The organism is Rhizobium indigoferae (assembly GCF_034554815.1).
Lineage (GTDB): Bacteria > Pseudomonadota > Alphaproteobacteria > Rhizobiales > Rhizobiaceae > Rhizobium > Rhizobium leguminosarum.
Genome location: NZ_CP140635.1, coordinates 462,275 through 485,417 on the forward strand (window position 1 = coordinate 462,275; position 23,143 = coordinate 485,417).

Below are 23,143 nucleotides of genomic sequence, written 5' to 3' on the forward strand. Positions count from 1 at the left end.
GGCTATCACGCAGAGACGAGCAAATCAATCGTGTGGGGATATTAGCTAGGTGTCGGCCTCGGGCATTGATGCCCGCTCCTGTGCAATGCTAAGCCAGTACCCGCATCGGGAACCTCAGTATCGCATAAATGCACTTTGCAGCCGTGAGTTGCTTGCCGTACCACATCCAATAGATCCGGAGCCCCATGAAGCGCGCGTGGAGCGTCCGCTTATTGGCGCTCGCGCTACTCTTAATCGTCCTGAGCCCGTCACCAGTTTCGTAGCCGCGACGCGGGTTTCCGGAAACCTCTACCTTCAGGCTCGCGATGTCTGCGGCATCAATGCTTTTCGCCTTGGCGGCGTCGCCCCCATTTTGGTTCACCAAAAAAATCTCAGGGGAACTGAAGGGCAAACCGCCTGCAGAAGGATGGTCCCGCAGCCCCCTGGCCGTGGCGTTAGCCGGGTCGTTCTAGGGGGTGCGCCAGGATACCTATCCGGATCCGGCGACATAAAGCGAGCCCAAGACAATCTGTTCCCGCAACACCAATGATGGCGGACCCGGGGCCCTACAAAACGGCGGGAGAGTGCAGCGCGCCGCTGGCGCTGGAATTGCCGACCTGTGGCCCTGCCGGATGCGCGTTTCGTGGCGCTGACCTCGTTTGCCTACAATATCGTTAGGGCGGTCTGCGGCTCCAGCTCGGTCAAGCTCATCAACAGGGCAGGCACCGCATAGGGCCAGCTATCCTGAAGAATCTCACCATCGATCACTGAATTCCAAAAGCCAGTGTTGATTCCGATTTGCTCCTAGAACGGAATCCCTAAACGTTAATTTGCTATAGAGCAATGATCGCCCCTGCGATCAAAGAGGAACCGACGCATGATTCAACCTCGGGGCGCAACCTTCGCTTCGGCTAGGATGATTAACCGCCATCGGCAAAGATGTGCCTGAGCCGTGCTGCCGCGTCGCTGGGTCGTGGAGCGCACATTCGCCTGGCTTGGTAGATGCAGGCGCTTGAGTGGGAGAACCGCGAGCTTCGTCAGGCCAATGAGATACTGCGCAAATCGTCTGCATATTTCGCGAATCTGCGCAACGATGTGATCGATTTCGGCGACCGATCCGGCGCTGGCGTCGATGTTGGAACGCCGCAGCTTGGCCGATACGCAGGTGGCGGCCACAGAAGATGTAAAGCGGCAGATATCAGTGGCAATTTGTAATACCCGTGAAAGAACCGGACCCTCCTGGTGGCTGTGCAGCGGATCGTCGTGGCGTCGAGATCGAGCACGATCTCGGCCCGCGGCTTAGCGTGGGCCTCCAGAAACAGCTCGACAAATAAGGTTTCCAGCGCTAGCCCTATAACCGATCTTATGATAGCGCGTCGGCTGCCCCAGGCGGCCGTGCTCCAGCCTTAGCCGGCCAGCACCGCATAGTCGGGCCGCTTCGGCGTCAGGCTATGCGACAGAAGCCGAAGAACCGGGTCATGGCGCAGCCTGTCATGGTCGTGGACGGCCTCGTATCCCAAGGCGATCGCCGCGAAGCGCTGCCAGACCAGCCTGCGCACACTGTGGACCGTGCAAGCCGCAGCGGCCTCAACAAAGCACGCCGCCATCCACTCGAACAGGCCAATGACTTTGTCGACATGGCGAAGCAAAAGCGCGCCGGCATCCGAGGTGATCGCGCCGCCATCGAAACCAGCCACAACATTGTGGCCGTCGAAGCCTCCAAATCCGAGTTGCGTGGAGATATAGTGTAGTTGCATCGGAACCCGTCTTGCAGTCTGATAATCTTTGTTACAAAAGCAGTTCTCCGATTCTTGGGGCCGATTCACCTCTTGTTTTGAGATAATTCAGGCTAGGCATGAGCTGGAGTGATACTTCGAATGCCAAATTTGCTTGCGCAGATTCATAAAATCATCTACCGCCGCATCAGATATATCGTGACAAGGCCCAAGCCTCCGAAAACCAGTGTACCATTTGCCGGCCCTGTCGTGGTCGTCGGATCGGCACCCATTTCCCACAAGCCCGTCGGCTTCGATGAAACATATCGCATCATTTCGGTGAACGCCTCGCAAATAGCTGTCCATGCCTGGGGCATCGATGCGCCCGACATCACCCTGATGGGCTTCAACGAGCTCCAGGGCGGCAATACGGCAGCTGTGGAGACAAGGCGCGTTCTCACCGGGCACCGCACCGGCGCTCTCTACGTTCTCACCTGGCGGCGGGGTCAGAAACGCCAAGCGCGCGTGAAAAACAATCTGAACTCCTTCAGCTATTGCTACCGGGATCTCCATATCGTGGGCCGCTATCAGCGCATAGCGTTGATGCATAAAGCCAGCGGACTGGTGAACCTTGAGCTCGATGCCGAAACCAAGTGCTCGAACGGAATGATCGCAGTGTTGTTTGCATTATACAACGATGCCAGCGCGGTCATCATAACCGGCATCAATCCTCATTCGAACGGCCACATATACAACAGCGCCAATCTGGCCCGCAAACATACCCGTTTCGACCGGGAAATCCTGATAAGGCTGCTCAGGCAAGGCTATCCCATCTACACAGCCGATCCGCAGGTCGCGGAAGAAGTCGGCCTGCCGCTCTGGCAGGGCGACAAAGAACCGAAGTTCAAGGCGGCGCAATAAGCAACCGACAATTCACAACAGCGATTTTCCCCGGCTTGTCAATCGAGATGACTGGTTCGGGATGGCCGGCAGGGATGACGCAACCATATTCTGACGATCTTCGCGAACGGGGATGGCGCGCTTGAATGCCGGAGAAACGATACGATCGATCGCAGCCGCACTTGCGATCGCTCCCTCCTGTGTTTCGAAGTGGAAGAAGCGGCTTGCCGAGACCGGCGCTCTGACGCTGGGTCGCGTCGGCGGGCGCAAGCATCGGAACCTGTCCGGCGAACGGGCCGACTGGCTGCGCCAACGCTGCCAATTAGGCCCGTTCACGACGCGGGGCCTTGTCGCGGAACTGGCCGAACGCGGCATCAAAACCTGAGCGACGCGCCGTTTGAGTGTTCGTGCGGGCCGAGGGTCTGGGTTTCAAAAAAGGGTTCTGCCGACCGAGCAGATGGCGAAGGGCAGCATGCCGTTGCAGCCGCTGAAAAGACCGATCGACAGGAAAAGTTTGGCATCGCCGGCGCCGAAGAGGCCGAAGGTCCAGAGGCCGATACCAAGGGCGATCCCAGTGGAGCAAAAGTGCGCCGTCCGGTTTCAAAAATCGTGAGCATCACCTATGGGGCTACAGTTCTGGACATCAGGGTGCCGATGCCAAATACGATATCCGGCACGACTGGAAATCAAGGAAATAAGGGGTTTTGCTGAGAATTGGCTGGGGAACCTGGATTCGAACCAAGATTAACGGAGTCAGAGTCCGTCGTTCTACCATTGAACTATTCCCCAGCAGTTGCCGCCGAAGCATAGCTTGGCTGCTGTGCGGCGCTTATAACCAAAAGCGGGCGGATTGCAAATAGCCGTTTTGAAAAAATTCGGTGCTGCCGCCCACGAGGTGAAACCACCCGCAAACCCCCGTCCAAAAAAGAATTTGGCGATTTCGGCGGGCGCTGATATCCTTGCGGCAACGCAAAAATCGAATGAGCGCCTGCTGCATATCTCAAGACTTGCGCGGCGCGGTGGAAAAACAACGTGGAAGACCCCGAAGGCGGCACAAAGCCGCAATTTGACGGGGCGTCGGCGGCAGGGCGCAAGGACGGCAAGAAGTCCAGGCGCCGCAAGGGCAAACGTGGCGGGCAATCCCGCAACGCGGCTCATCCCGCTTCGCATGAGCCTTCCGGCGGTGCCGGACAGCCAGCGCGCCCGATGGAAGATGCAGCCGGTAATCCGGCCCGCAAGCGCAAGCGTCGCCGTCGTGGCGGCCATGGTGCTGCGCAGGATAGTTCACTTCAACCTCATGTGATGGAACAGACTGCAGCGGCAGATCATGCCGCCCGGTCCGATGGCGATTCGGCGCCGAGCCGCCGCAGCCGCCGCAAGCATCGCGGCAAGCGCGGTCTTCAGGGCCGGCCGCTGACAACGGCAAAACCATCAAGTGTCTCGCAGCAGGAAAGCCGCGCGGAAGAGACGGCGCTCGGTGCCGAACTGGGTGAAACATCGAATGGCGCGAGCGCCAACCGCCGGGGCCGCCAGGAAAGCCATATCTATCCCGCGCATCAGGGAGATCGCCAGGGCGGCGAGCATGCTTGGCCGGAGGAGCTCTATGCCGCTCTCGATCTCGGCACCAACAATTGCCGTCTCCTCATTGCCCAGCCGACCCGTCCGGGACAATTCCGCGTCGTCGACGCCTTTTCCCGCATCGTGCGCCTCGGCGAAGGCCTTGCTGCCAGCGGTCGCCTGTCCGACGAGGCGATGGAGAGGGCGATCGAGGCGTTGAGGATCTGCGCCTCCAAGCTCAGGAACCGGGAGATCCGCCGCATGCGGCTGATCGCTACCGAAGCCTGCCGCCAGGCCGTCAATGGCGAGGAATTCCTCCGCCGGGTCGTTGCCGAAACCGGCCTCGCGCTCGAGATCATCGATCGCGAGACCGAAGCGCGGCTTGCCGTCTCCGGGTGCTCCTCGCTGGTCGGTCGCGAGACGCGCTCCGTCGTGCTCTTCGATATCGGCGGCGGCTCGTCGGAGATCGCCGTGATCCGCATCGGCGACAATCGCTTCAGCCGCCTTGCCAATCACATCACCCACTGGACCTCGCTTCCCGTCGGCGTCGTGACGCTGTCGGAGCGCCATGGCGGGCACGACGTCACGCCCGAGGCTTTTGAAGGCATGGTGCGCGAAGTCGAAGGCATGCTCGGACACTTCGATTGCCCGGAGATCGAGGTCGCCCAGACCGGCGACTTCCACCTGATCGGCACATCGGGCACGGTGACGACGCTTGCCGGCGTCCATCTCGACCTGCCGCGTTATGACCGGCGCAAGGTCGATGGCATCTGGCTGTCCGATGACGAGGTCTCCGCCATGCAGGCAAAGCTTCTCTCCTGGGATTTCGCAAGCCGCGCCGCCAATCCCTGCATCGGGCCCGATCGGGCCGATCTGGTGCTCGCCGGCTGCGCCATTCTCGAGGCGATCCGCCGCCGCTGGCCGAGCCCGCGCATGCGCGTTGCCGATCGCGGCTTGAGGGAAGGCCTGCTCACAGACATGATGGCCGATGACGGCGTGTGGCGACGCAACCGTAACCGACGCGGCCAGCGCGCGAGATAGGAAAAAGGCATGACCAAGGCACCGATCGCGGGAAACCGCACCGGCCGCAAGCTCGGCCAGCGCGTCAAAAACAAGAAGATGAAGGCCTCCTCCCGCCAATGGCTGGAGCGCCACCTCAACGATCCCTATGTGCAGCGCGCCCAGCTTGAAGGCTATCGCGCCCGTGCCGCCTTCAAGCTGCTGGAGATCGACGAGAAACATCATATCCTGCGCGGCGCCAGGCGCATCATCGATCTGGGTGCTGCCCCCGGCAGCTGGTCGCAGATCGCAGCCAAGGTCACCGGCTCGACAGATGATGATATTCGTGTGGCTGCGATCGATTTCCTTGAAATGACCCAGCTGCCAGGGGTCAAGATCCTGCAGCTCGATTTCCTCGATCCGACCGCGCCGGAAAAGCTGCTGGAGGCGGTCGGCGGCACACCCGATCTCGTCATATCGGATATGGCGGCTCCCACCACCGGCCACCATCGCACCGACCATCTGCGCACCATGCATCTCTGCGAAGTCGCGGCACATTTTGCCGTCGAAGTGCTCCAGGAAGGTGGACATTTTCTCACCAAGACCTTCCAGGGCGGCACCGAGCGTGAGCTGCTTGCCATGCTGAAGCAGAACTTTCGCCAGGTCGTCCATGTCAAGCCGAACTCGTCGCGCGCCGAATCGGTCGAGATGTTCCTGCTGGCCAAGGGCTTCAAAGGGCGCAAGGCCGAAGCTGAATAGCTAGCTTGATCATCGGGCCACTCTTGTCCGATGATAGCGATCCTAGTTAGATCCGGATGATCTCAAGTCGAGCCAAGTCCTGTGGGGGCCTGCCCTAGCGGTGCATTCGGTCGTGTCCATACAGTTCCAGGCAAGGATAGCTGCTAACCGCGCTCGAACAACGGTGTCTCGCATGCAAGCCATGCCGATCAGAGATCAAATCAGCCTGCACCTCAGCCGTGTTTTTCTGCCGATCAACTTGATCCTTGCGTCGCATCGTGGACCATTGTTTAGATAGGGCTATGGCGGCTCGGAATGCTGTTGCCTGAATGCCGCATTGAATAAGGTCATGGATTTCGACCCTTATCACGGCTTGACAGCCGACTTCGCGATCCATAGCGAGTCAGCATCGACACGGTCAGGGCCGGCAAGGTGAATTATTTCAGACAACTCACGATAGCAGTGCTTCATCCCGGGACGGAGGCCGGAAGTGCGCTCGATCGAAACAACCGCATTACGGTCTTTGCCTTTGCAATCCTTCCGGGGCTTTCGCCGAACTTTAACTCCTTCATCCTCCTCGCGTCGATGGTATGGGGCCTCTATTGTCTGGCCACGGGCCGCCTTGCCTTGAATCTGTCGAGATCCGACCGGCTGGTTGCCATTGGCATGTCGATCTACCCGCTGGTGATGATCGCCAGCATATTCATCAATCCGCCTTACTCCGAAGAACTGGACTGGATATTTCGGCTCCTGCCTTTCTTTTCGGTCTGGCTGATATTGCCGCGGATGCGCCAATCTCCCGATGGCCGTCTGGTGCCGCTCTTCATCCTCGGCGCAGGGATTGGCATGATCGCTACTTTTCTGCTCAGTCTCCTGCAGATCGCGTTTCTTATGGACCGGGCAGAGGGCGGGGCTACGAACGCTGCCCTGCTCGGGATCATAGGCATTCTCTTCGGCGGCATTGCGCTCCTCAACCTTCAATCTCCCAAAAGCGTGGAGCAAAGGATTGCGATTTTGGGATATGCCGCCGGTCTAGGCTGCGTTCTGCTGTCGGGAACGCGCTCGGCTTGGCTGGTCATTCCCGTCCATGTCCTCATCTTTATCTGGTTTTTTCGCAAACGCGGCTTCCATCTGAGTTTGCGCAGCCTCGCCATTACCGGCTCCTTGCTGTTTGTGGGCCTTGTTGCCTTGGGTAGCGGCCCGGTTTTTCATCGCATTCAGGAGCTTCAGGAAAATCTGACATCGGTCGAACGCACCGACGGTGAGATCACCTCGCTCAGCGCGAGGTTCGCTTTGTACAAAGGTGCACTATCGGCAATCAGTAAGGACCCCTTGACTGGTTATGGCCCGCAAAATCGGATGTCTTCGGTTTTGGCAGAGCTGCCTGATAACATAAGGCCGCAGCTGTCCTTCACGCATGTCCACAACGGTTTTTTGACCGCGGGAATCGATGCCGGCGTTTTCGGCATCGCGGCGCTTTCGCTGATGCTGCTCACCCCGGTGATCGGCGCGTGGAGAAAAGAACCCGGGCCGGGCCGCGATCTGGCGATTGCGCTCGCTCTTCTGCTCTTCAGCAGCTACGTCATAACCGGCAGCTTTGGCATCATGTTTAACCAGAAGGCTCTGGATCCGATCTTCGCCTATATGGTCGCCCTGATTTGCACGGATCGAGGCAGCACACTGTTTGCGCCCGTTGTTTCGAGCTGACGGTTGCACATGGGCGGCTGGCCAAGGGCTACAAAGGGCGTAAGGCCGAAGCCGGAACAGCAAGCTTGATCTTTGAGCCGATTATGTCGGATGATAGCCGGCTTGAGAATTGTGGGCTGCTGATCCAATGCTTCTCTACGTCACGCTCGGAACGAACGACCTTTATCGCGCAGGGCATTTTTATGACGCCGTGCTGCCGGTGCTCGGCTATCGCCGCCAGCGCTCTTCCGAAGAGGAAATTGGCTATGCCGCCGAGGGCGATACGCGCTGCCGCTTCTGGGTGGTGACGCCCTTCAATCGCCGCCGGGCGACCGCGGGCAATGGCGCCATGGTGGCACTTGCGGCCGAAACACGGGCCGATGTCGACGCCTTCCATGCGGCGGCGATCGCGGCAGGCGCCGTGGATGAGGGCGAGCCCGGCCTGCGCTCCTACCATGCCCATTTCTACGCCGCCTATGTGCGTGATCTCGACGGCAACAAGCTCTCTGCGGTCTGCGAAAACCCGCAGTAGCGGCTGCCTAAAGCGCGTCGCGATCTTCGCTCCTCGCGCCTTAAGTCTTTGTTTCCACGCATGTCGTTACCGCAAAACCGCTGCACACTTTTGCGCGACATGCTTTATTTCACCGCGTGCTGTTCGGCTTCAACAGTTGCTGCCGTCATCGTCTTCAAGCGGTGGCCGGAAACGAGCGCACCGGCATTGCGGTCCATCCGGATAAAGGGAATGGTCGCAATCACCGTCAGTCCGGCAATGATATAGAAGGCAAGGTGGAAATCGGCCACCTGTAGCGCTTCGCCGCTGATATAGATCGAGCTCTCCAGGATCGCGGCGGCGACCGCAACACCGAGCGCCAGGCTGACCTGCTGCATCACCGAGCTCATCGATGTCGCCTGGCTGGCTTCGGCATCATCGATATCGGCGAAGGCAAGCGCATTCACCCCGGTGAACATGAAGGAGCGGGAGAAACCGCCGAGCAGCAGCACGCCGATGATGACGAGGTGCGGCGTCGACGGCGTGAACAGGCCGGTGAGGACAGTCACCAGGGTGGTTACCATCGCGGCGCCGAGAAGCGTAGTGCGGAAGCCGGCGGCGGCGAAGACCCGCTTCGCCATGAACTTGGTGGTGATCGCGCCGATCGCGCCAGCAAAGGTGATGAGGCCGGATTGGAACGGCGTCAGCCCGAAGCCGAGCTGCAGCATCAACGGCGTCAGGAAGGGCATGGCGCCGACGCAAATGCGAAACAGCGTGCCGCCCAAGGTCGAGGCCCGGAAGGTCGGGGTCTTGAACAGGTTGAGGTTGAGGATCGGCGCCGGGTAACGCTTGGCATGGCGCACGTAAAGGAAGCCGCAGGTGAGGCCGATCAAGGTCGCGGTGACGCCAATGATCGGGGGCAGGGCCGGCAGACTGACCACCGACAGGCCGAAGACGACGCCCGCAGCCGAAAGCGAGGTCAGCACGAAACCGGTGAAATCGAGCCGCGGCGGCGCCGTCGCTTCCACCTCCGGCAGGAAGATCGTCGCAAGCCAGATACCGATAATGCCGACCGGCACGTTGATCAGGAAGATCCAGTGCCAGCTGAAATAGGTGGTGATGAAGCCGCCGAGCGGCGGTCCGGTGAGCGGGCCGACAAGTGCCGGGATGGTGAGCAGCGCCATGGCCGAGACCAGATCGCTGCGCTTCGTGGTGCGCACCAGCACAAGGCGGCCGACCGGCGTCATCATCGCGCCGCCCATGCCCTGCAGGAAGCGGGCAAACACGAATTCGACGAGGTTGGACGAGATGGCGCAGAAGATCGAGCCGATGACGAAGACGGAGATGGCAAGCCGGAAGATCTTCTTGGCGCCGAACCTGTCGGCCATCCAGCCGCTCACCGGGATGAACACCGCGAGCGCCACCATGTAGGAGGTCAGCGCCAGCTTCAGCGTGATCGGCCCGACATGCAAATCCGCCGCGATCGCCGGCAGCGCCGTCGCAATGACGGTCGAGTCCATCTGTTCCATGAAGAGGGCGACGGCAAGGATCAGCGGGACGATGCGATTCATAGGCGGGAGCCTTGATGGGGCAGCGGATGGAGCTGGGAAGGCCAGTGCTGTTTAGTCCCAGTTCCCAGCCATGCCAATCCCCAAATCCGGGTCGACGACACGTTTGCTTCACGTCTGCGTGAGACGCCTTGCGCATCAACGTCGCCTGGCAAGATTGACATATGTTTACTTGGCCGGGGCAAAAAAACCCGGCGGAACTGACATCGGGGGGCCGTGCGGCGACGCACCGCACGTCATAGGAGGATGGACATATGGCAAACTCGTCGGGAATAAAGCGGCGCACCCTTTTTGCCGCAGGCCTTGGCTTGCTGGTGGCACCGGTCATTTTAAGAGAGAAAGCCGAAGCGGCCGCAACTGGAGAAAGCAATCATATGGATGGAACGCCTTTGCCCGAGATCAATCAATTCAAGCTCGGTTCCTATAAGTTCACCGTCGTTCGCGATGGCACCAGCATTGTCGAAAAGCCCTATGAAACCTTCGGCACCAATCAGGACCCCGAAACCGTCAAGTCGTTGCTGACCGCAAACTTCCTGCCGGCCGACAAGTTCATGAATGGCTATACGCCGGCTCTCATCGATACCGGTTCGGATGTCATCCTCGTCGATACCGGCTTCGGCGCCAGCGGCCGCGCACGTGGCGCCGGCCAACTGACCGAAGGCCTGAAGGCGGCGGGATATTCGGCCGACGACGTCACGCTTGTGGCGCTGACCCATCTGCACGGCGATCATATCGGCGGTCTGATGGAAGACGGCGCGGCGGCCTTCAAGAATGCCCGCTATGTCGTCGGCCAGGCCGAATATGATTTCTGGTCGGACAAGGCGCGTGAGGGCACGCCGGCCGAGGGCGGCCACAAGGCGGTGCTCGCCAATGTGGTGCCGCTCGCCGAAAAGATCACCTTCGTCAAGGAAGGTGATAGCGTCGCGCCCGGCATAACGGCGATGCTGGCGGCCGGCCACTCGCCGGGGCATATGGTGTTCCACGTCGAATCCGAGGGCAAACGCCTTGTGCTGACCGGCGATACGGCCAACCATTATATCCTGTCGCTGCTGCGGCCGGATTGGGAGGTGCGTTTCGACATGGACAAGACGCAGGCTGCGGCCACGCGCCGCAAGGTTTTCGAGATGATTGCGAGCGAGAAGATCGCCTTCCTTGGCTATCACATGCCGTTCCCGGCGGTCGGCTTCGTCGAAAGGCAGGATGGCGGCTATCGCTTCGTGCCGAAGACCTATCAGTTCGACATCTGATCTGGAGTGGTTCAGCCTTTCACGGAAGCGCTGGACCGCTCTAATTTCTTGTTTTTATGTAATTCCGAACGGAAAAGCGCTTACAGCGCCGCGCGTCTTTCCAGACGCGCAAAGGACGCTGCATCACTTTCAATCCTCGCATCGAGCTTTCCGAAAATCGATTCCGATTTTCGGGCCGATGCGCTGGCGCTTTTCCTGCAATGCTCTTGGCGCATGGCACCCATGACGAGCCCGGCGGACATGCCGGGCTTTTTGCTATTTCCTTCCTGTCATAGACGTGTTACCAGCCCTCGCCAACTTCCAAGCAACCCATGCAGACCGCCGGGGCGGACGATTCGTTTCCGGACAGGGTCGCATTTTTATTAAATGAAGGAATTTGGCCATGGCACGCATCATTGAAACGGCAACCGGCGCAGACGCGCTTACCTTCGACGACGTGCTGCTGCAGCCGGGACATTCCGAGGTCATGCCGGGCCAGACGAATATCTCCACCCGCATCGCCCGGGATTTCGAACTCAACATCCCGATCATCTCATCAGCCATGGATACCGTCACCGAGAGCCGCCTGGCGATCGCCATGGCCCAGGCCGGCGGCCTTGGCGTCATTCATCGCAATCTGACGCCGATCGAGCAGGCCGAGCAGGTCCGGCAAGTGAAGAAGTTTGAAAGCGGCATGGTCGTCAATCCGGTGACGATCGGCCCCGATGCGACGCTTGCCGATGCGCTCGGGCTCATGAAATCCTACAGCATTTCCGGCATCCCTGTCGTGGAGAAGTCCGGCCGCCTCGTCGGGATCCTGACCAACCGCGACGTCCGCTTCGCTACCGATCAGGAACAGAAGATCCATGAGCTGATGACCAAGGACAAACTGGTCACCGTCAAGGAAAACGTCGATCAACAGGAGGCCAAGCGCCTGCTGCATTCGCATCGCATCGAGAAGCTGCTGGTGGTCGATACCGAAGGCCGTTGCGTCGGCCTCATCACCGTCAAGGATATCGAGAAGTCGCAGCTGAACCCGAACGCTTCCAAGGATGCGCAGGGCAGGCTTCGCGCTGCCGCCGCCATCAGCGTCGGCGATGATGGCTTCGAGCGCGCGGAGCGGCTGATCGAGGCCGGCGTCGACCTTCTGGTCGTCGATACCGCCCATGGCCACTCGCAGCGCGTCCTTGATGCCGTCAGCCGCGTCAAGAAGCTTTCCAACTCGGTGCGGATCATGGCCGGCAACGTCGCCACCTATGACGGCACCAGGGCGCTGATCGATGCCGGCGCCGATGCCGTCAAGGTCGGTATCGGTCCGGGTTCGATCTGCACGACGCGCATCGTCGCCGGCGTCGGTGTGCCGCAGCTCGCCGCCATCATGTCGGCGGTGCAGGCCGCGAATGATCAGGACGTGCCCGTCATCGCCGATGGCGGCATCAAGTTCTCCGGCGATCTTGCCAAGGCGATTGCCGCCGGCGCTTCCGCCGTCATGATCGGCTCGCTGCTTGCCGGTACCGATGAAAGCCCGGGCGAGGTCTATCTCTATCAGGGACGCTCCTTCAAGGCCTATCGCGGCATGGGCTCCGTCGGCGCCATGGCCCGTGGTTCGGCCGACCGTTACTTCCAGGCCGAGGTGCGAGACACGCTGAAGCTCGTGCCTGAGGGCATCGAAGGTCAGGTGCCGTACAAGGGACCGGTTTCGGGTGTTATCCACCAGCTCGCCGGCGGCCTCAAAGCGGCCATGGGCTATGTCGGCGGCAAGGACCTCAAGGATTTCCAGGAGCGGGCCACATTCGTGCGCATCTCCGGTGCCGGTCTTCGCGAAAGCCACGCCCATGACGTGACGATCACCCGCGAGAGCCCGAACTATCCAGGCGCCGGCCTCTGATCATGAAGGCGGGCAGCCCGATTCCTCTCTGGGTCGTCGCGCTGCTCGCAGCTCTCTGTCTTGCCGTGCTCGCCTGGACGACCTTCGGCTTCGTCGTTCCGTTCAAGCACGAAACCGGCCAGGCGGTGCTCGATACCTATTTCGCCGGTTACGACGAGTCGGCGGTCTTCCACATGCAAAAGCTGCTCGATGAGAACGAGACGGCGACCCGGTTGTTGCGCGCCATGTATTTCGGGCCGGAGCTGATCTTTCCGGCATTGCTGACAGCGCTGCTGTTCCTCGCCTTCCTCAAGCTCGGTTCCGGCGGCGCATGGTTCGGCCGATCGGCGCATCCGCTCGTTGGCAAGGCGGTCTACCTGCTGCCGTTCATCTACGGCATCGCCGATTACGGCGAGAACATCTCGAGCCTGATCGCCTTCGGCGATGGTACGCCTTCAGGCCTTGCAACACAGCTGCTGCCGTGGATGACGCGGCTGAAATTCGCAAGCCTTGCTATCTGCTTCATCCTCATCGCCCGGCTCGCCATCGCCCGCTGGCTCTCACCGCGCCAAGACTAAGGGTGCTATCAGCCTGTCCACCGCCACGTCGGATTTGAAAGCCGCGCCACCATGAAATCCGAGAGCACCTCCACCTTCGCAGGCCGAGCCCGGGCAGAGGGCGTGACGAAATAGAGCGCTCCGCTCGGCAGCGTCCAGTCGGCGAGGATCGCTTTCAACCTGCCATCGGCGAGATATTCATGCGCCATGAATTCCGGCAACTCTACAATTCCAAGGCCGTGCAGCGCCATCGGAATCAAGGCTTGCGAATTGGTGGAGCGCAACGGACCGGCCGGCACGACAACTTCCTCTTCGCCGGCCTTATTGCGAAAGCGCCAGACGTCCTGGCGCGGCCGATAGGCGTACCCTAGGCAATGGTCAGCCTTAAGCTCGCGCGGATGTCGCGGCGTGCCGTATCTATCGAGGTACGCCGGTGCAGCGAGAATGAAAGGAGCGACCGCTGTCAGCCTCCGGGCGACCAATGAGGAATCCGGCAGAACGGCAATTCTCAGGGCAGCATCGAAACCGTCTCCCACTAGGTCGACGGTGGCGTCGCTCATATGCAGGTCGATAGAGATATCGGGATAGAGGTCGAAAAAGTCGGGCAGGATCGGCGCCAGCCAGCGTGTGCCGAAGGCCATCGGCACGGCAAGCCGGATAAGCCCCCGCGGTTGGCTGGACAGCTCGCGCGCTGCATTTTCCGCAGCCTCTGCTTCCGCATAGAGCCGCGAGGCACTGTCGACCAATCGCAAGCCGAAATCCGTCAGCGCCAGTTGCCGCGAGGTGCGGTTGAAGAGCCGTGCGCCAAGTCTCTCCTCCAGACGGCTGACAGCCCGCGAAACGGTGGGCACCGACACACCGAGCGTCCTAGCAGCGCGGGCGAAAGAACGCTCTTCGGCGACCTTGGCGAACATTGCGAGGCCTTCGAAATCCGGAAATTTCGTCATTTCATTCCTGTAATAATGGCTTTCATTTCTTTCTATTTCGAAACGTTCGTCGCGTCCATATCTCAGCCTTGGTCGAACAACAGGAGACGACAATGACACAGAGGTTGAGTGGAAAGATTGCAGTGATTACTGGCGCAACGTCGGGCATCGGTCTTGCGACTGCCAAGCGTTTCGCCGCCGAAGGCGCCCAGCTTTTCGTGACCGGCCGGCGCAGGGACGTGCTCGACGCGGCCGTTGCGGAGATAGGGGGTAAGGTTGCTGGCATCCAGGCGGACTCGGCAAAGCTGGCGGACCTTGACCGGCTCTATGAACGCGTGAAAGCCGAAGCCGGCCGGATAGATGTGTTGTTCGTCAATGCCGGCGGTGGTTCGATGCTGCCACTCGGCGAAATTACCGAAGAGCAGTATGACGACACGTTCGACAGAAATGTGAAAGGTGTTCTTTTCACCGTGCAAAAGGCGCTGCCGCTGCTCGATCAGGGCTCATCGGTCATCTTGACGGGATCGACGGCGGGCTCGACCGGTACTCCGGCCTTCAGCGTCTACGCCGCCTCGAAGGCCGCGCTACGAAGCTTCGCTCGCAACTGGATCCTCGATCTCAAGGATCGCGGCATTCGTATCAATACGCTGAGCCCCGGTCCTACAAAGACAACCGGTCTCGTCGAACTCGCCGGCAAGGATGAGGAGCAACAGCAAGGCCTGCTCAATTATCTCGCAACGCAGGTGCCAATGGGGCGGGTCGGCCGCGCCGAAGAGATCGCGGCCGCCGCACTCTTTCTCGCTTCCGACGATTCGAGCTTCGTCACCGGTACCGAACTCTTCGCCGACGGCGGCGCCGCGCAGGTGTGATGAAATCCGGCGGCCCGCCAATTTTCTGATGGCGGGCCGCCGATGCTGGTATCCCGATCGTCTTTCGACTAATGCTCGCGTCGAAATCGGAAGCGGAAAGGAAACGGGCCACACATGACCGGTTATGAAATCTTTTGGCCACTCCTCGCCCATGTGGCCCTGGTCTATGGTCTTTATGCGCTTCTTGGGTTTCGGCGCGCAAAAATGGTCCGCGCCGGCACCATCGCGAAATCGGATTATCGCGAAAATCGTGACGAGCCGGCCGAAAGCCTTGTTGTGAAGAACTGCCTCGCCAACCAGTTCGAACTGCCTGTGCTGTTCTACGCCTGCTGCATTCTTCTCTATGTCACCGAGGCCGACAATCTCGTCGCCCTCGGCCTCGCCTGGGCCTTCGTCGCCCTGCGCTACGCCCACGCCGCCATCCATGTCACCAGCAACGACTTGCGTTATCGCAGCCCTATCTTCGCCGCCGGTTATTTGGCTCTGGCCGCCATGTGGGTCTGGCTCGCCATTTGGATGGCGATGGGGTGAAGCGGCAGGCGAGTTGGCCCATCAACCATCATGCGGACCAGATCGCTTGGATCGGGTTGTGAGCCGATAAAACCGCAGCCTAAAATCGCGATTACACACGCTTTTCCCGGCCGTTAAAATGCGAACGTTTCCATTTACGGCGGATGAAGACCTGCATGTCATATCGACCCGACGCGGTGATTTGGCACATGCCTTCCGCCGCGAACAAAAAGAATGGGAACGACATGGGCGCGGAAAGCATGGATCGGATAGGCCTGCGAAGGAAGCCGAAGCAGGAGCGCAGCATCCAGAGGCTGGACCTCATTCTCGCCGCCGCCGCCAAGATCATCGCCGAAAAGGGCGTCAGCGCCATGCGGATGACGGAGCTCGCCGCCGCCGCCAAGGTGCCGATCGGTTCGGTTTACCAGTATTTCCCGGAGAAGGCGGCGATCGTCAAAGCCCTGTTCGACCAGCACGCCTCGGCGATCCAGGCGAAGATGGCGGCGATGTTCACCGGCGTACAGTCACTTGATCAGGCGCTGGATGTCGTCTGCGCCACCATCGACTGGTATTACGATTCCTACCACAACGATCCCGTCTATCTCGGCGTCTGGATGGGAACAGAGACCGACCAGGATCTCTTGCAGCTGAATATCGAGCATAGTGGTCGCGTCGCCGGCATCTTCCATGACGCCGTGCGTCGGCTGGCTCCCGACCTTTGCGACGATGAAATGTATGCGCGCACTTACCTGTTCAGCCACCTGATCGGCGCCGTCATCCGGCTTGCCGCCGTGAGCGAGGAGGGCCTAGCGCGGCGTATGCTCGATGAGTGGAAGCGCGTCATCCGCGCCTCCCTTTTCACTGCGACCGTGTCGCGCGCCGCCTGAGAGCTCTTACCAGCTTGGTACCATATTGGCCGCCTTCAGCCGCGGATAAAGGCGCGCCTGAGCGGATTTGACATCCGCTTCGAGCGTGTCGTCGACGACAGTGGGCGTGATGTTGTCGAGGCAGGCGGTGATATGCGCCGTGATCGCGTTCATCAGCGAGAGCGAAACGCCAGGTCGCTTCATGATGCCGATCTGCACCGGCGGCAGCGCCGGAAAGCCGTCCGCCTGGCTCAGCACCTTCATGCCCGTTCGCAGCGCCGATTCCGGCATCACCGAAACCGCCATGCCGGCAAGCACGGCGGCGGCAACGACGGTGCAGGACCAACTCGTGAACAGGATCTGGTGCTCGCGTCCCACAGCATCGAGCGCCGAGCAGGCGAGCTGGCGCCACTGGCAGTCGCGCCGGCCAACGGCAAGCGGCACCGGCGCATCGTCGCGGATCGGATGGTTGGCCGAACCCACCCAGCAGAGCGGCTCGGTTCTCACCACATCGGACATGCGCTCGCGCGGATTGTGGGTGACGAGCGCGATGTCGAGCTCGCCCTTATGCATGCGTTCGGCAAGATCCACCGAGGGCTCGCAGACGATATAGAGCTCGACATTCGGATGCGTCTTGGCGAAGCGGCCGATGATTTCGGGCATGTAGCGGTCGGCATAGTCGTCCGGCGTGCCGATCCGCAGCATCCCCTCCAGCCTGTTGTCGTCGAAGGCCGCGATCGCCTCGTTGTTGAGGCGGATGATGCGCCGGGCATAGTTGAGCAGCTTTTCGCCCTCGACCGTCAGCCGGTTGCCGCGCCCGTCCTTGATGAACAGCTGCTTACCGATGCGTTCCTCGAGACGGCGCATCTGCATGGAGACGGCCGATTGGGTCTTGTAGACCCGGTCGGCGGCCTTGGTGAAGCTGCCGGAATCGACGATGGCGATGAAAGTCTGCAATTGGTCGAGATCAAGAGGCGCGGACATGTTGTCACCCATAAAGATAGCTGATGATAATCATTAGAAACATTCGTTGGACTGATCAATAGGTCTTTGGCATCTTCGGGATGCAAATCAAGCAAAGTGAAGGACAGACACCCTGCCTGTCCGAGCCCAATTCAGCCTTGCTCCTTCCCGTGCGACCTCGCGGGAGGGCTGGGCTGTTGCGCGCCTAAAAGAAAATCGAAAGAAAGGAGAGTCCCATGCGGATGACAGACAGAACAATAGAACTCGACTGCGGCAAGCTCACCCCGACGTTTTCCCAGCGTCTGGCAGCAGGCTTCACACCGTTGACCTCCCTCTTTCGCGTGTTCCGCAATCGCATGGAGATCAACGGTCTACACGATCTGAACGACACTCAGCTGAGGGATATCGGCCTTAGCAGGGCCGACCTGACCTCTGCGTTCCTGGCGTCGACCTTCTTCGAGGACCCGTCGGAACATCTGACGCGCTCGGCGCGCAATCGCTGGCGCCTGTCGCTCTTCCGCTCCCACGAAGAGTAGGAGCGTCGAGTTTCCCCGCAGGGTGATAGCCAATAGCCCTGCCGCTTAACCCGGTGATCGGCTTTCCCAAGCCATCTCCGGGTTTTTTTATGCCCTGCAGCGTCCTTTGTGCATCTTTCCAGACGCGCAAAGGACGCTGCAATATTTTGGATTTGCGCGAATTCCTTTCCGGAAATCGATTCCGACTTTCGGGGTTATTCGCTCGTCTCAGAGGAGGACTTCGGCCGATAGGTTTCGAAGATCGCTTCCAGGTTCCTCTGATAGTTCTTCTGCACCTCCAGCCCGCTGTCGAACATGTCGTTCAGCATTTCGGTGTAGCTGTCGGCATTGATCTTCGCCTCTTCCTTCGGCGCCTCCGATGCCTTGGTCTTAGTCTGGGCCGCCGGCTGCTGGCCAAGCCCGCCCATCATCTCCTGGAAGGCCTTGGCGAAGGGATTGTCGAGGAAGGGGTTCGGCTGAGATGTCGCTTCCGGCTTCGGCATCGAAAACATCAACTGCATCGCCTGCGTGAAGGGATTGTCGAAGATGCTGGGTTCCGGAGCTGTCCTCGGCTTCGGCGCAAAGCCGGTGCTTTCCAGCCATTTCTGGATGCTCTCGTTCATCGCGGTGTTGACGAAGGGGTTGACCGGCGAGGCCATCTGGCCGGTCGTCTGCTTGAAGAGCCCGCCCATCAGCGTATCGGCCAGCACCGGCAGCATCCGTTTGTAGATATCCTGGCCGATGCCGGTCATCTGTGCGGCCTGGGCGGCGACCGCGCGCGAAACCTCCTTCGAGCCGAAGAGTTGGGCAAGGATGTTGTTGCCGTCGGAAATACCCTCCGGCGTAAAAGCCCGGCTCATATCCTCGAAATATCGCGCGTAATTGCCGGAGGAGACCGCCTGCATCAGCCCGACGAAATCATAGGGATTGCTGGTGCTGCGTTTCAGCCCGGCGGAAAAGGCCGGCATCAGCGCCGCCATCGCCTTCGTCGCCTGTTCTTGCGCGAGGTTGAATTGCCGGGCGATCGCCTCCATCGCCGCGCCGTTCTGCGCCTGCATCATCATGTCGAAGAGTGGCAGCATGGAAGTCCCTTTCCCCGGGTCGTGACGCGTTGTAACGCCACTATAACCGGAAATGGCAATGCGCAAACTGCTTTTTGCCATAAGAACTTAGGGAGGAATTTATCGAGAGCATGCGACCAAGGCTTCAGCGGCCGGTCGGTGGAGCACCACGTTGCCGGCCCGCATTTCCGCCGCTCGGAGACAGTCGAAAATAGGGGCTGTCAAGCGATTCCGGTAGAACCGGAACTGCCTTGGGTCGGACTCAGTACTGATAGTCCTCGAAGACCGGCTCCACGGAACCGTGCCAGCGGCCGTGATAGAGCGAAAGCAGATCCTCGGCCAGCGTCGCCTTCTTGGCGAGCACCTCGTCGAGCGGCGCCAGGAAGATGCTCTCGTCCTGGCCTTCCCGGTTGAGCTTGCCGCGCGCCTTGAGACCAGCCCTTGATATGCCGACCACCTCGCGCGCCATGTCGAAGAGCGGATGTCTGCGAAATTGTGCCTTCAGCCCTTCGGCAGGAACGGCATTGCGCAGAGCGCCGATCTCGGCAAAGCTCCAATCCTTCGTCAGCTCGTCGGCGGCCTCGAGTGCCGCATCGTCGTAGAGCAGGCCGACCCAGAAGGCCGGCAGCGCACAGATGCGCCGCCACGGGCCGCCGTCGGCGCCGCGCATTTCGAGGAAACGCTTCAGCCGCACGTCGGGGAAAAGTGTCGAAAGATGGTTCGTCCAGTCACCCATCGTCGGCGCCGGATCGGCGACCTCGCCCTTCAATGCGCCGTTCATGAACTGGCGGAAGGTGACATGGGTACAGTCGTGATAGCGGCCGTCGCGGACGATGAAATACATCGGCGCGTCGAGCGCCCATTCGGAATAGTCGCGGAAGCCGAAATCGTCGCGGAAGGTGAAGTCGAGCAGGCCGGCGCGCCGGTTGTCGACGTCGCGCCAGATATCGCCGCGCCAGGAGAGCAGCCCGTTCGGCTTGCCCTCGGTGAAAGGCGAGGATGCAAACAGAGCGGTCGCCAGCGACTGCAGCTTCATCGAGACACGCATTTTCTTGCGCATGTCGGCTTCCGAGGAGAAGTCGAGGTTCACCTGGATCGTGCAGGTGCGGTACATCATGTCGAGACCCCGGGTGCCGACCTTCGGCATATAGCGGGTCATGATCTCGTAGCGTGATTTCGGCATCTGCGGGGTTTCCGCGTAGGTCCATTTCGGACTGCCGCCGATGCCGAGGAAGCGGATGCCCATCGGCTCGGCGATTTCGCGCAGCGTCGCCAGATGCTGGTTCGATTCCTTGCAAGTCTCGTGGATCGTCTCCAGCGGTGCGCCGGAGAGTTCGAACTGGCCGCCGGGCTCGATCGAGATCGCGCCCATGCCGTGCTGCTCGGCAAGGCCGATGACGTTGCCGCCGTCGGTGATCGGCTCCCAGCCGCTCTTTTTCTGCAGGCCGGTCAAAAGGGCCGAAATGCTGGCATCGCCGAAATAGGGCACCGGGCTGTTGTCGGCGCGGAAGAAGGCGAATTTCTCGTGTTCGGTGCCGATCCGGAAGCGCTCCCGCGGCTTGTTGCCGGCGGCGATATAGTCGGTCAAATCCTGGACCGAAGAGATCGGTGTCTGGTCGGTGGTGTCGCGGGCCATGCGGGATACCTGTATTCAAAAAGGCGCCCAGGGGGCCGGGCAGTTGGAAGGGTGATTAGGACCCAAGCCACCCATGTTGCAAGTGAAATTCTTTCAACGACGCATCAAAAAAATAACAGCGATTTCCATGTCAACCCGTTTTCGACCTTAGTTCCAGTCGCCGATCGCGGCCTGGACCACCGCCAGCGCCGCAACGGCTGCCGTATCGGCCCGCAGGATGCGCGGTCCGAGCGGAATGGCGGTGACAAAATCGAGGCTTCGAAGCCGCGCCCGTTCTTCTTCCGAAAAGCCGCCTTCCGGCCCAACGAGCAGAGCGAGATGTCTTTCCTTGATCGCTGACAGCACCGGCAGCGGGTTCTGTCCGGCATCGCCCTCGTCGCAATAGATGATGCGGCGCTCGCTCGGCCAGCGGTCGAGCAGGTCGAGAAGCCTCACCGGCTCGGCGACATCGGGAATGCCGAGAATGCCGCATTGCTCCGCCGCTTCGACGACATTGGCGCGCAGCTTGTCGAGATTGGTGATCTTGCCTTGGACGTGCTGGGTCATGACCGGCTGCAGCAGGCCGGCTCCCATTTCGACCGCCTTCTGCACGAGATAATCCATGCGGCCGACCTTGAGTGGCGCAAAGAGATAATGCAGGTCGCAAGGTTGCGGCTGCGGCCGCGTCTCTTCAATTGCCGTCAGTTGAATGCGTTTGCGCGTGGGGAAGAAGAGGCTAGCCTTCCACTCGCCATCGCGGCCGTTGAAGAGCAGGATCTCCCCACCTTCCTCCATCCTCAGCACATTGGCGAGATAGTTGAACTGATCGGCATTCGCCTCCACGACGGCACCGCTGGAAAGCGGCGCCTCGACGAAAAGCCGTTGCATACGGAAATTGGCACGCATTTAGAAAACTCGAGGTCCTGAAGCATGTCTCGCAAAACTGCGCAGCGGTTTTGCGACGAAGACATGCTAGAAAATAAAGACCTAAAGCACGGCACGCGGATCTGAAAGATCGCGACGCGCTTTAGACGAAGAGCGCGAACATAACCCAATAAATCATTGCCGCAAGCGTTGCCGAAACCGGCACGGTGACGATCCAGGCGGCGATGATCGTCATGAAATGCGAACGGCGCACAAGATAGCGCCGCCGCGTCTCGTGGATATTCGGCTCCTCCGGCTCGTCGATATCAAAGCTCTCGGCCTTGCGCCTGATATAGGCGATGCGGCGCTTCGAATGGCGGGTGTACCATTCGCGGAAGAATCCGACGCCGAAGACGGCGCCGACGGCGATATGCGTGGTGCTGACCGGCAGGCCGAGCCAGGAGGCGACGATGACGGTGAAGGCGGTCGACAGCGCGACGCAATAGGCCCGCATCGGATTGAGCTTGGTGATCTCCTCGCCGACGAGGCGGATGAGGCGCGGCCCGAAGAGCAGCAGGCCGACGGAGATGCCGAGGGCGCCGATCAGCATCACCCAGAGCGGCGGATGTCCGACACCGCCGTCGCCGCCGATTCCGACCGAATGGACGATCGCCGACAGCGGTCCGACCGCGTTCGAAACGTCGTTTGCGCCATGTGCGAAGGACAGCAGCGCCGCAGAGCCGATCAGCGGCAACCGGAACAGCGTCCGCAGCGAGCTGTTGCGGTTTTCGAGAGCCCGCGCTTGGGCAAGAACAAGCGGCCGGGCGGCAAGCCAGCTTACCAGCCCGATGCCGATCCCGATGAGGAGGACGGTCAGCGGCGGGAACCTGCCCGGGGGCGACAGCTGCAGCACCATATAAGCCATGAAGCCGCCGGCCATCACCGCGACCAGCACCGGCACCCAGCGCTGCGCGGCCGCGATCTTGTCGTCGCGGTAGATGATCAGCGTCTTGACGAGATAAAGCAGCCCGGCCGCGATCAGCCCGCCGATCAGCGGCGAGGTGATCCAGCTCGAGGTGATCTCCAGCATCACCCGCCAGTTCACCGGCTCCGGCCCGACGGCTGAGATGCCGGCGCCGATCACCGCGCCGACGATCGCATGGGTGGTGGAAACCGGCGCGTTCATCCAGGTTGCGAGGTTGATCCAGAGAGCTGCCGCCGTCAGTGCCGCCATCATGATCCAACCGAGCATTGCCGGCGGCACCTGGACGGCGTCGACGATGTTTGCCGAAATCGTCTTGACGACCTCGCCGCCGGCGACCGTGGCGCCAAGAACTTCGAAAATCGCAGCGATGACCAGTGCCTGGCCCATTGTCATGGCGCGCGCGCCGACGGCGGCACCAACGTTGTTGGTCACGTCATTGGCGCCGATGTTCATCGCCATGTAGCCGGCAAGGGCCGCCGCTGCCACGACGAGCATCGCTCCCGGCCGGTCGAACACATAGACGCCGGCAAAGAGCATGGCGAGACCGACGAAAATCAATCCGAGGCCAGGCGCCACCAGCCGCCGCAAAACATGCTTCGCCACGTCCTCGGCATGGGTGATCTTGTCGAGGTCCTTGTCGAGCGTACGTTTCGTGAGGACTGCGGGACGTGGCGGCATTCTTTTTCC

General features: G+C 60.7%; 20 protein-coding genes, 1 tRNA gene and 3 pseudogenes. 15 read left to right on the plus strand and 9 right to left on the minus strand.

Annotation, left to right across the window (positions count from 1 at the left end; genetic code table 11):
• Positions 1–185: 185 nt before the first annotated feature.
• Positions 186–452: pseudogene (locus U5G49_RS37085) on the plus strand (hypothetical protein).
• Between the two features lie 479 nt (positions 453–931).
• Positions 932–997 (plus strand): annotated as a pseudogene (locus U5G49_RS37055) (transposase); the annotation flags it as partial.
• A 56-nt stretch (positions 998–1,053) separates the two neighbouring features.
• Here U5G49_RS37055 and U5G49_RS02310 read toward each other — a convergent pair.
• A pseudogene (locus U5G49_RS02310) lies at positions 1,054–1,736 on the minus strand (transposase); the annotation flags it as partial.
• 120 nt (positions 1,737–1,856) lie between these two features.
• On the opposite strand from U5G49_RS02310, the gene U5G49_RS02315 reads away from it, so the two are divergent.
• Positions 1,857–2,615 carry a membrane-anchored protein gene (locus tag U5G49_RS02315; RefSeq protein ID WP_193445725.1) on the plus strand — a complete coding sequence of 253 codons (759 nt, stop codon included), beginning with the start codon at positions 1,857–1,859 and terminating at the stop codon, positions 2,613–2,615.
• Positions 2,616–2,736: 121 nt separating this feature from the next.
• Complete coding sequence (locus U5G49_RS02320) at positions 2,737–2,979, plus strand: helix-turn-helix domain-containing protein (RefSeq protein ID WP_246289295.1); 243 nt, start codon at positions 2,737–2,739, stop codon at positions 2,977–2,979.
• Between the two features lie 330 nt (positions 2,980–3,309).
• Here U5G49_RS02320 and U5G49_RS02325 read toward each other — a convergent pair.
• Positions 3,310–3,383 (minus strand) — tRNA-Gln (locus U5G49_RS02325).
• A 243-nt stretch (positions 3,384–3,626) separates the two neighbouring features.
• On the opposite strand from U5G49_RS02325, the gene U5G49_RS02330 reads away from it, so the two are divergent.
• The 4 genes from U5G49_RS02330 (at position 3,627) to U5G49_RS02345 (ending at position 8,106) form a co-directional block, all read left to right on the plus strand.
• Positions 3,627–5,192, plus strand: a complete 1,566-nt coding sequence (locus U5G49_RS02330; protein ID WP_193445726.1) for a Ppx/GppA phosphatase family protein — start codon at positions 3,627–3,629, stop codon at positions 5,190–5,192.
• Positions 5,193–5,201: 9 nt separating this feature from the next.
• Positions 5,202–5,909, plus strand: coding sequence for an RlmE family RNA methyltransferase (locus tag U5G49_RS02335; protein ID WP_112906002.1), 708 nt, complete (start codon positions 5,202–5,204; stop codon positions 5,907–5,909).
• 411 nt (positions 5,910–6,320) lie between these two features.
• On the plus strand, positions 6,321–7,595 hold the full coding sequence (locus U5G49_RS02340) for an O-antigen ligase family protein (protein WP_168324871.1): 1,275 nt from the start codon (positions 6,321–6,323) through the stop codon (positions 7,593–7,595).
• A gap of 127 nt (positions 7,596–7,722) precedes the next feature.
• Positions 7,723–8,106, plus strand: a complete 384-nt coding sequence (locus tag U5G49_RS02345; RefSeq protein WP_193445727.1) for a VOC family protein — start codon at positions 7,723–7,725, stop codon at positions 8,104–8,106.
• Positions 8,107–8,210: 104 nt separating this feature from the next.
• Here the strand turns inward: U5G49_RS02345 and U5G49_RS02350 are convergent, their stop codons facing one another.
• Positions 8,211–9,635: an MFS transporter gene (locus U5G49_RS02350; RefSeq protein ID WP_193445728.1), complete on the minus strand. Its 1,425-nt coding sequence runs from the start codon at positions 9,633–9,635 to the stop codon at positions 8,211–8,213.
• A 251-nt stretch (positions 9,636–9,886) separates the two neighbouring features.
• Here U5G49_RS02350 and U5G49_RS02355 point away from each other — a divergent pair, with 251 nt between their 5' ends.
• The 3 genes from U5G49_RS02355 (at position 9,887) to U5G49_RS02365 (ending at position 13,303) form a co-directional block, all read left to right on the plus strand.
• On the plus strand, positions 9,887–10,879 hold the full coding sequence (locus U5G49_RS02355) for an MBL fold metallo-hydrolase (protein ID WP_193445729.1): 993 nt from the start codon (positions 9,887–9,889) through the stop codon (positions 10,877–10,879).
• Positions 10,880–11,261: 382 nt separating this feature from the next.
• Positions 11,262–12,746, plus strand: coding sequence for an IMP dehydrogenase (guaB, locus tag U5G49_RS02360; protein ID WP_130681284.1), 1,485 nt, complete (start codon positions 11,262–11,264; stop codon positions 12,744–12,746).
• A gap of 2 nt (positions 12,747–12,748) precedes the next feature.
• Positions 12,749–13,303, plus strand: a complete 555-nt coding sequence (locus U5G49_RS02365) for a hypothetical protein (protein ID WP_193445730.1) — start codon at positions 12,749–12,751, stop codon at positions 13,301–13,303.
• An 8-nt stretch (positions 13,304–13,311) separates the two neighbouring features.
• Here U5G49_RS02365 and U5G49_RS02370 read toward each other — a convergent pair whose 3' ends face one another.
• On the minus strand, positions 13,312–14,229 hold the full coding sequence (locus U5G49_RS02370) for a LysR family transcriptional regulator (RefSeq protein WP_018244935.1): 918 nt from the start codon (positions 14,227–14,229) through the stop codon (positions 13,312–13,314).
• Positions 14,230–14,321: 92 nt separating this feature from the next.
• Between U5G49_RS02370 and U5G49_RS02375 the strand changes: the two genes are divergently transcribed.
• From U5G49_RS02375 to U5G49_RS02385, 3 genes are all read left to right on the plus strand, one after another.
• Entirely contained in the window at positions 14,322–15,077 is a 756-nt protein-coding gene (locus U5G49_RS02375; protein ID WP_193445731.1) for an SDR family oxidoreductase, read from the plus strand.
• 114 nt (positions 15,078–15,191) lie between these two features.
• The gene (locus U5G49_RS02380) at positions 15,192–15,608 is read left to right on the plus strand and encodes an MAPEG family protein (RefSeq protein WP_193445732.1); all 417 of its coding nucleotides are present in this window, start codon (positions 15,192–15,194) and stop codon (positions 15,606–15,608) included.
• A 224-nt stretch (positions 15,609–15,832) separates the two neighbouring features.
• Complete coding sequence (locus U5G49_RS02385; protein ID WP_246289297.1) at positions 15,833–16,474, plus strand: TetR/AcrR family transcriptional regulator; 642 nt, start codon at positions 15,833–15,835, stop codon at positions 16,472–16,474.
• A gap of 6 nt (positions 16,475–16,480) precedes the next feature.
• Here the strand turns inward: U5G49_RS02385 and U5G49_RS02390 are convergent, their stop codons facing one another.
• Positions 16,481–17,437: a LysR substrate-binding domain-containing protein gene (locus U5G49_RS02390; protein ID WP_032995021.1), complete on the minus strand. Its 957-nt coding sequence runs from the start codon at positions 17,435–17,437 to the stop codon at positions 16,481–16,483.
• 215 nt (positions 17,438–17,652) lie between these two features.
• On the opposite strand from U5G49_RS02390, the gene U5G49_RS02395 reads away from it, so the two are divergent.
• Positions 17,653–17,952 (plus strand): DUF1127 domain-containing protein, encoded by a 300-nt coding sequence (locus tag U5G49_RS02395; RefSeq protein WP_018449411.1) that lies wholly within the window; start codon positions 17,653–17,655, stop codon positions 17,950–17,952.
• Positions 17,953–18,146: 194 nt separating this feature from the next.
• Here U5G49_RS02395 and U5G49_RS02400 read toward each other — a convergent pair whose 3' ends face one another.
• From U5G49_RS02400 to U5G49_RS02415, 4 genes are all read right to left on the minus strand, one after another.
• Complete coding sequence (locus tag U5G49_RS02400; protein WP_193445733.1) at positions 18,147–19,013, minus strand: DUF937 domain-containing protein; 867 nt, start codon at positions 19,011–19,013, stop codon at positions 18,147–18,149.
• Between the two features lie 241 nt (positions 19,014–19,254).
• Complete coding sequence (locus U5G49_RS02405) at positions 19,255–20,628, minus strand: glutamate--cysteine ligase (RefSeq protein ID WP_193445734.1); 1,374 nt, start codon at positions 20,626–20,628, stop codon at positions 19,255–19,257.
• A 147-nt stretch (positions 20,629–20,775) separates the two neighbouring features.
• Positions 20,776–21,513: a 16S rRNA (uracil(1498)-N(3))-methyltransferase gene (locus tag U5G49_RS02410; protein WP_193445735.1), complete on the minus strand. Its 738-nt coding sequence runs from the start codon at positions 21,511–21,513 to the stop codon at positions 20,776–20,778.
• A 121-nt stretch (positions 21,514–21,634) separates the two neighbouring features.
• Positions 21,635–23,134 (minus strand): inorganic phosphate transporter, encoded by a 1,500-nt coding sequence (locus tag U5G49_RS02415; protein ID WP_193445736.1) that lies wholly within the window; start codon positions 23,132–23,134, stop codon positions 21,635–21,637.
• Between the last annotated feature and the right edge of the window lie 9 nt (positions 23,135–23,143).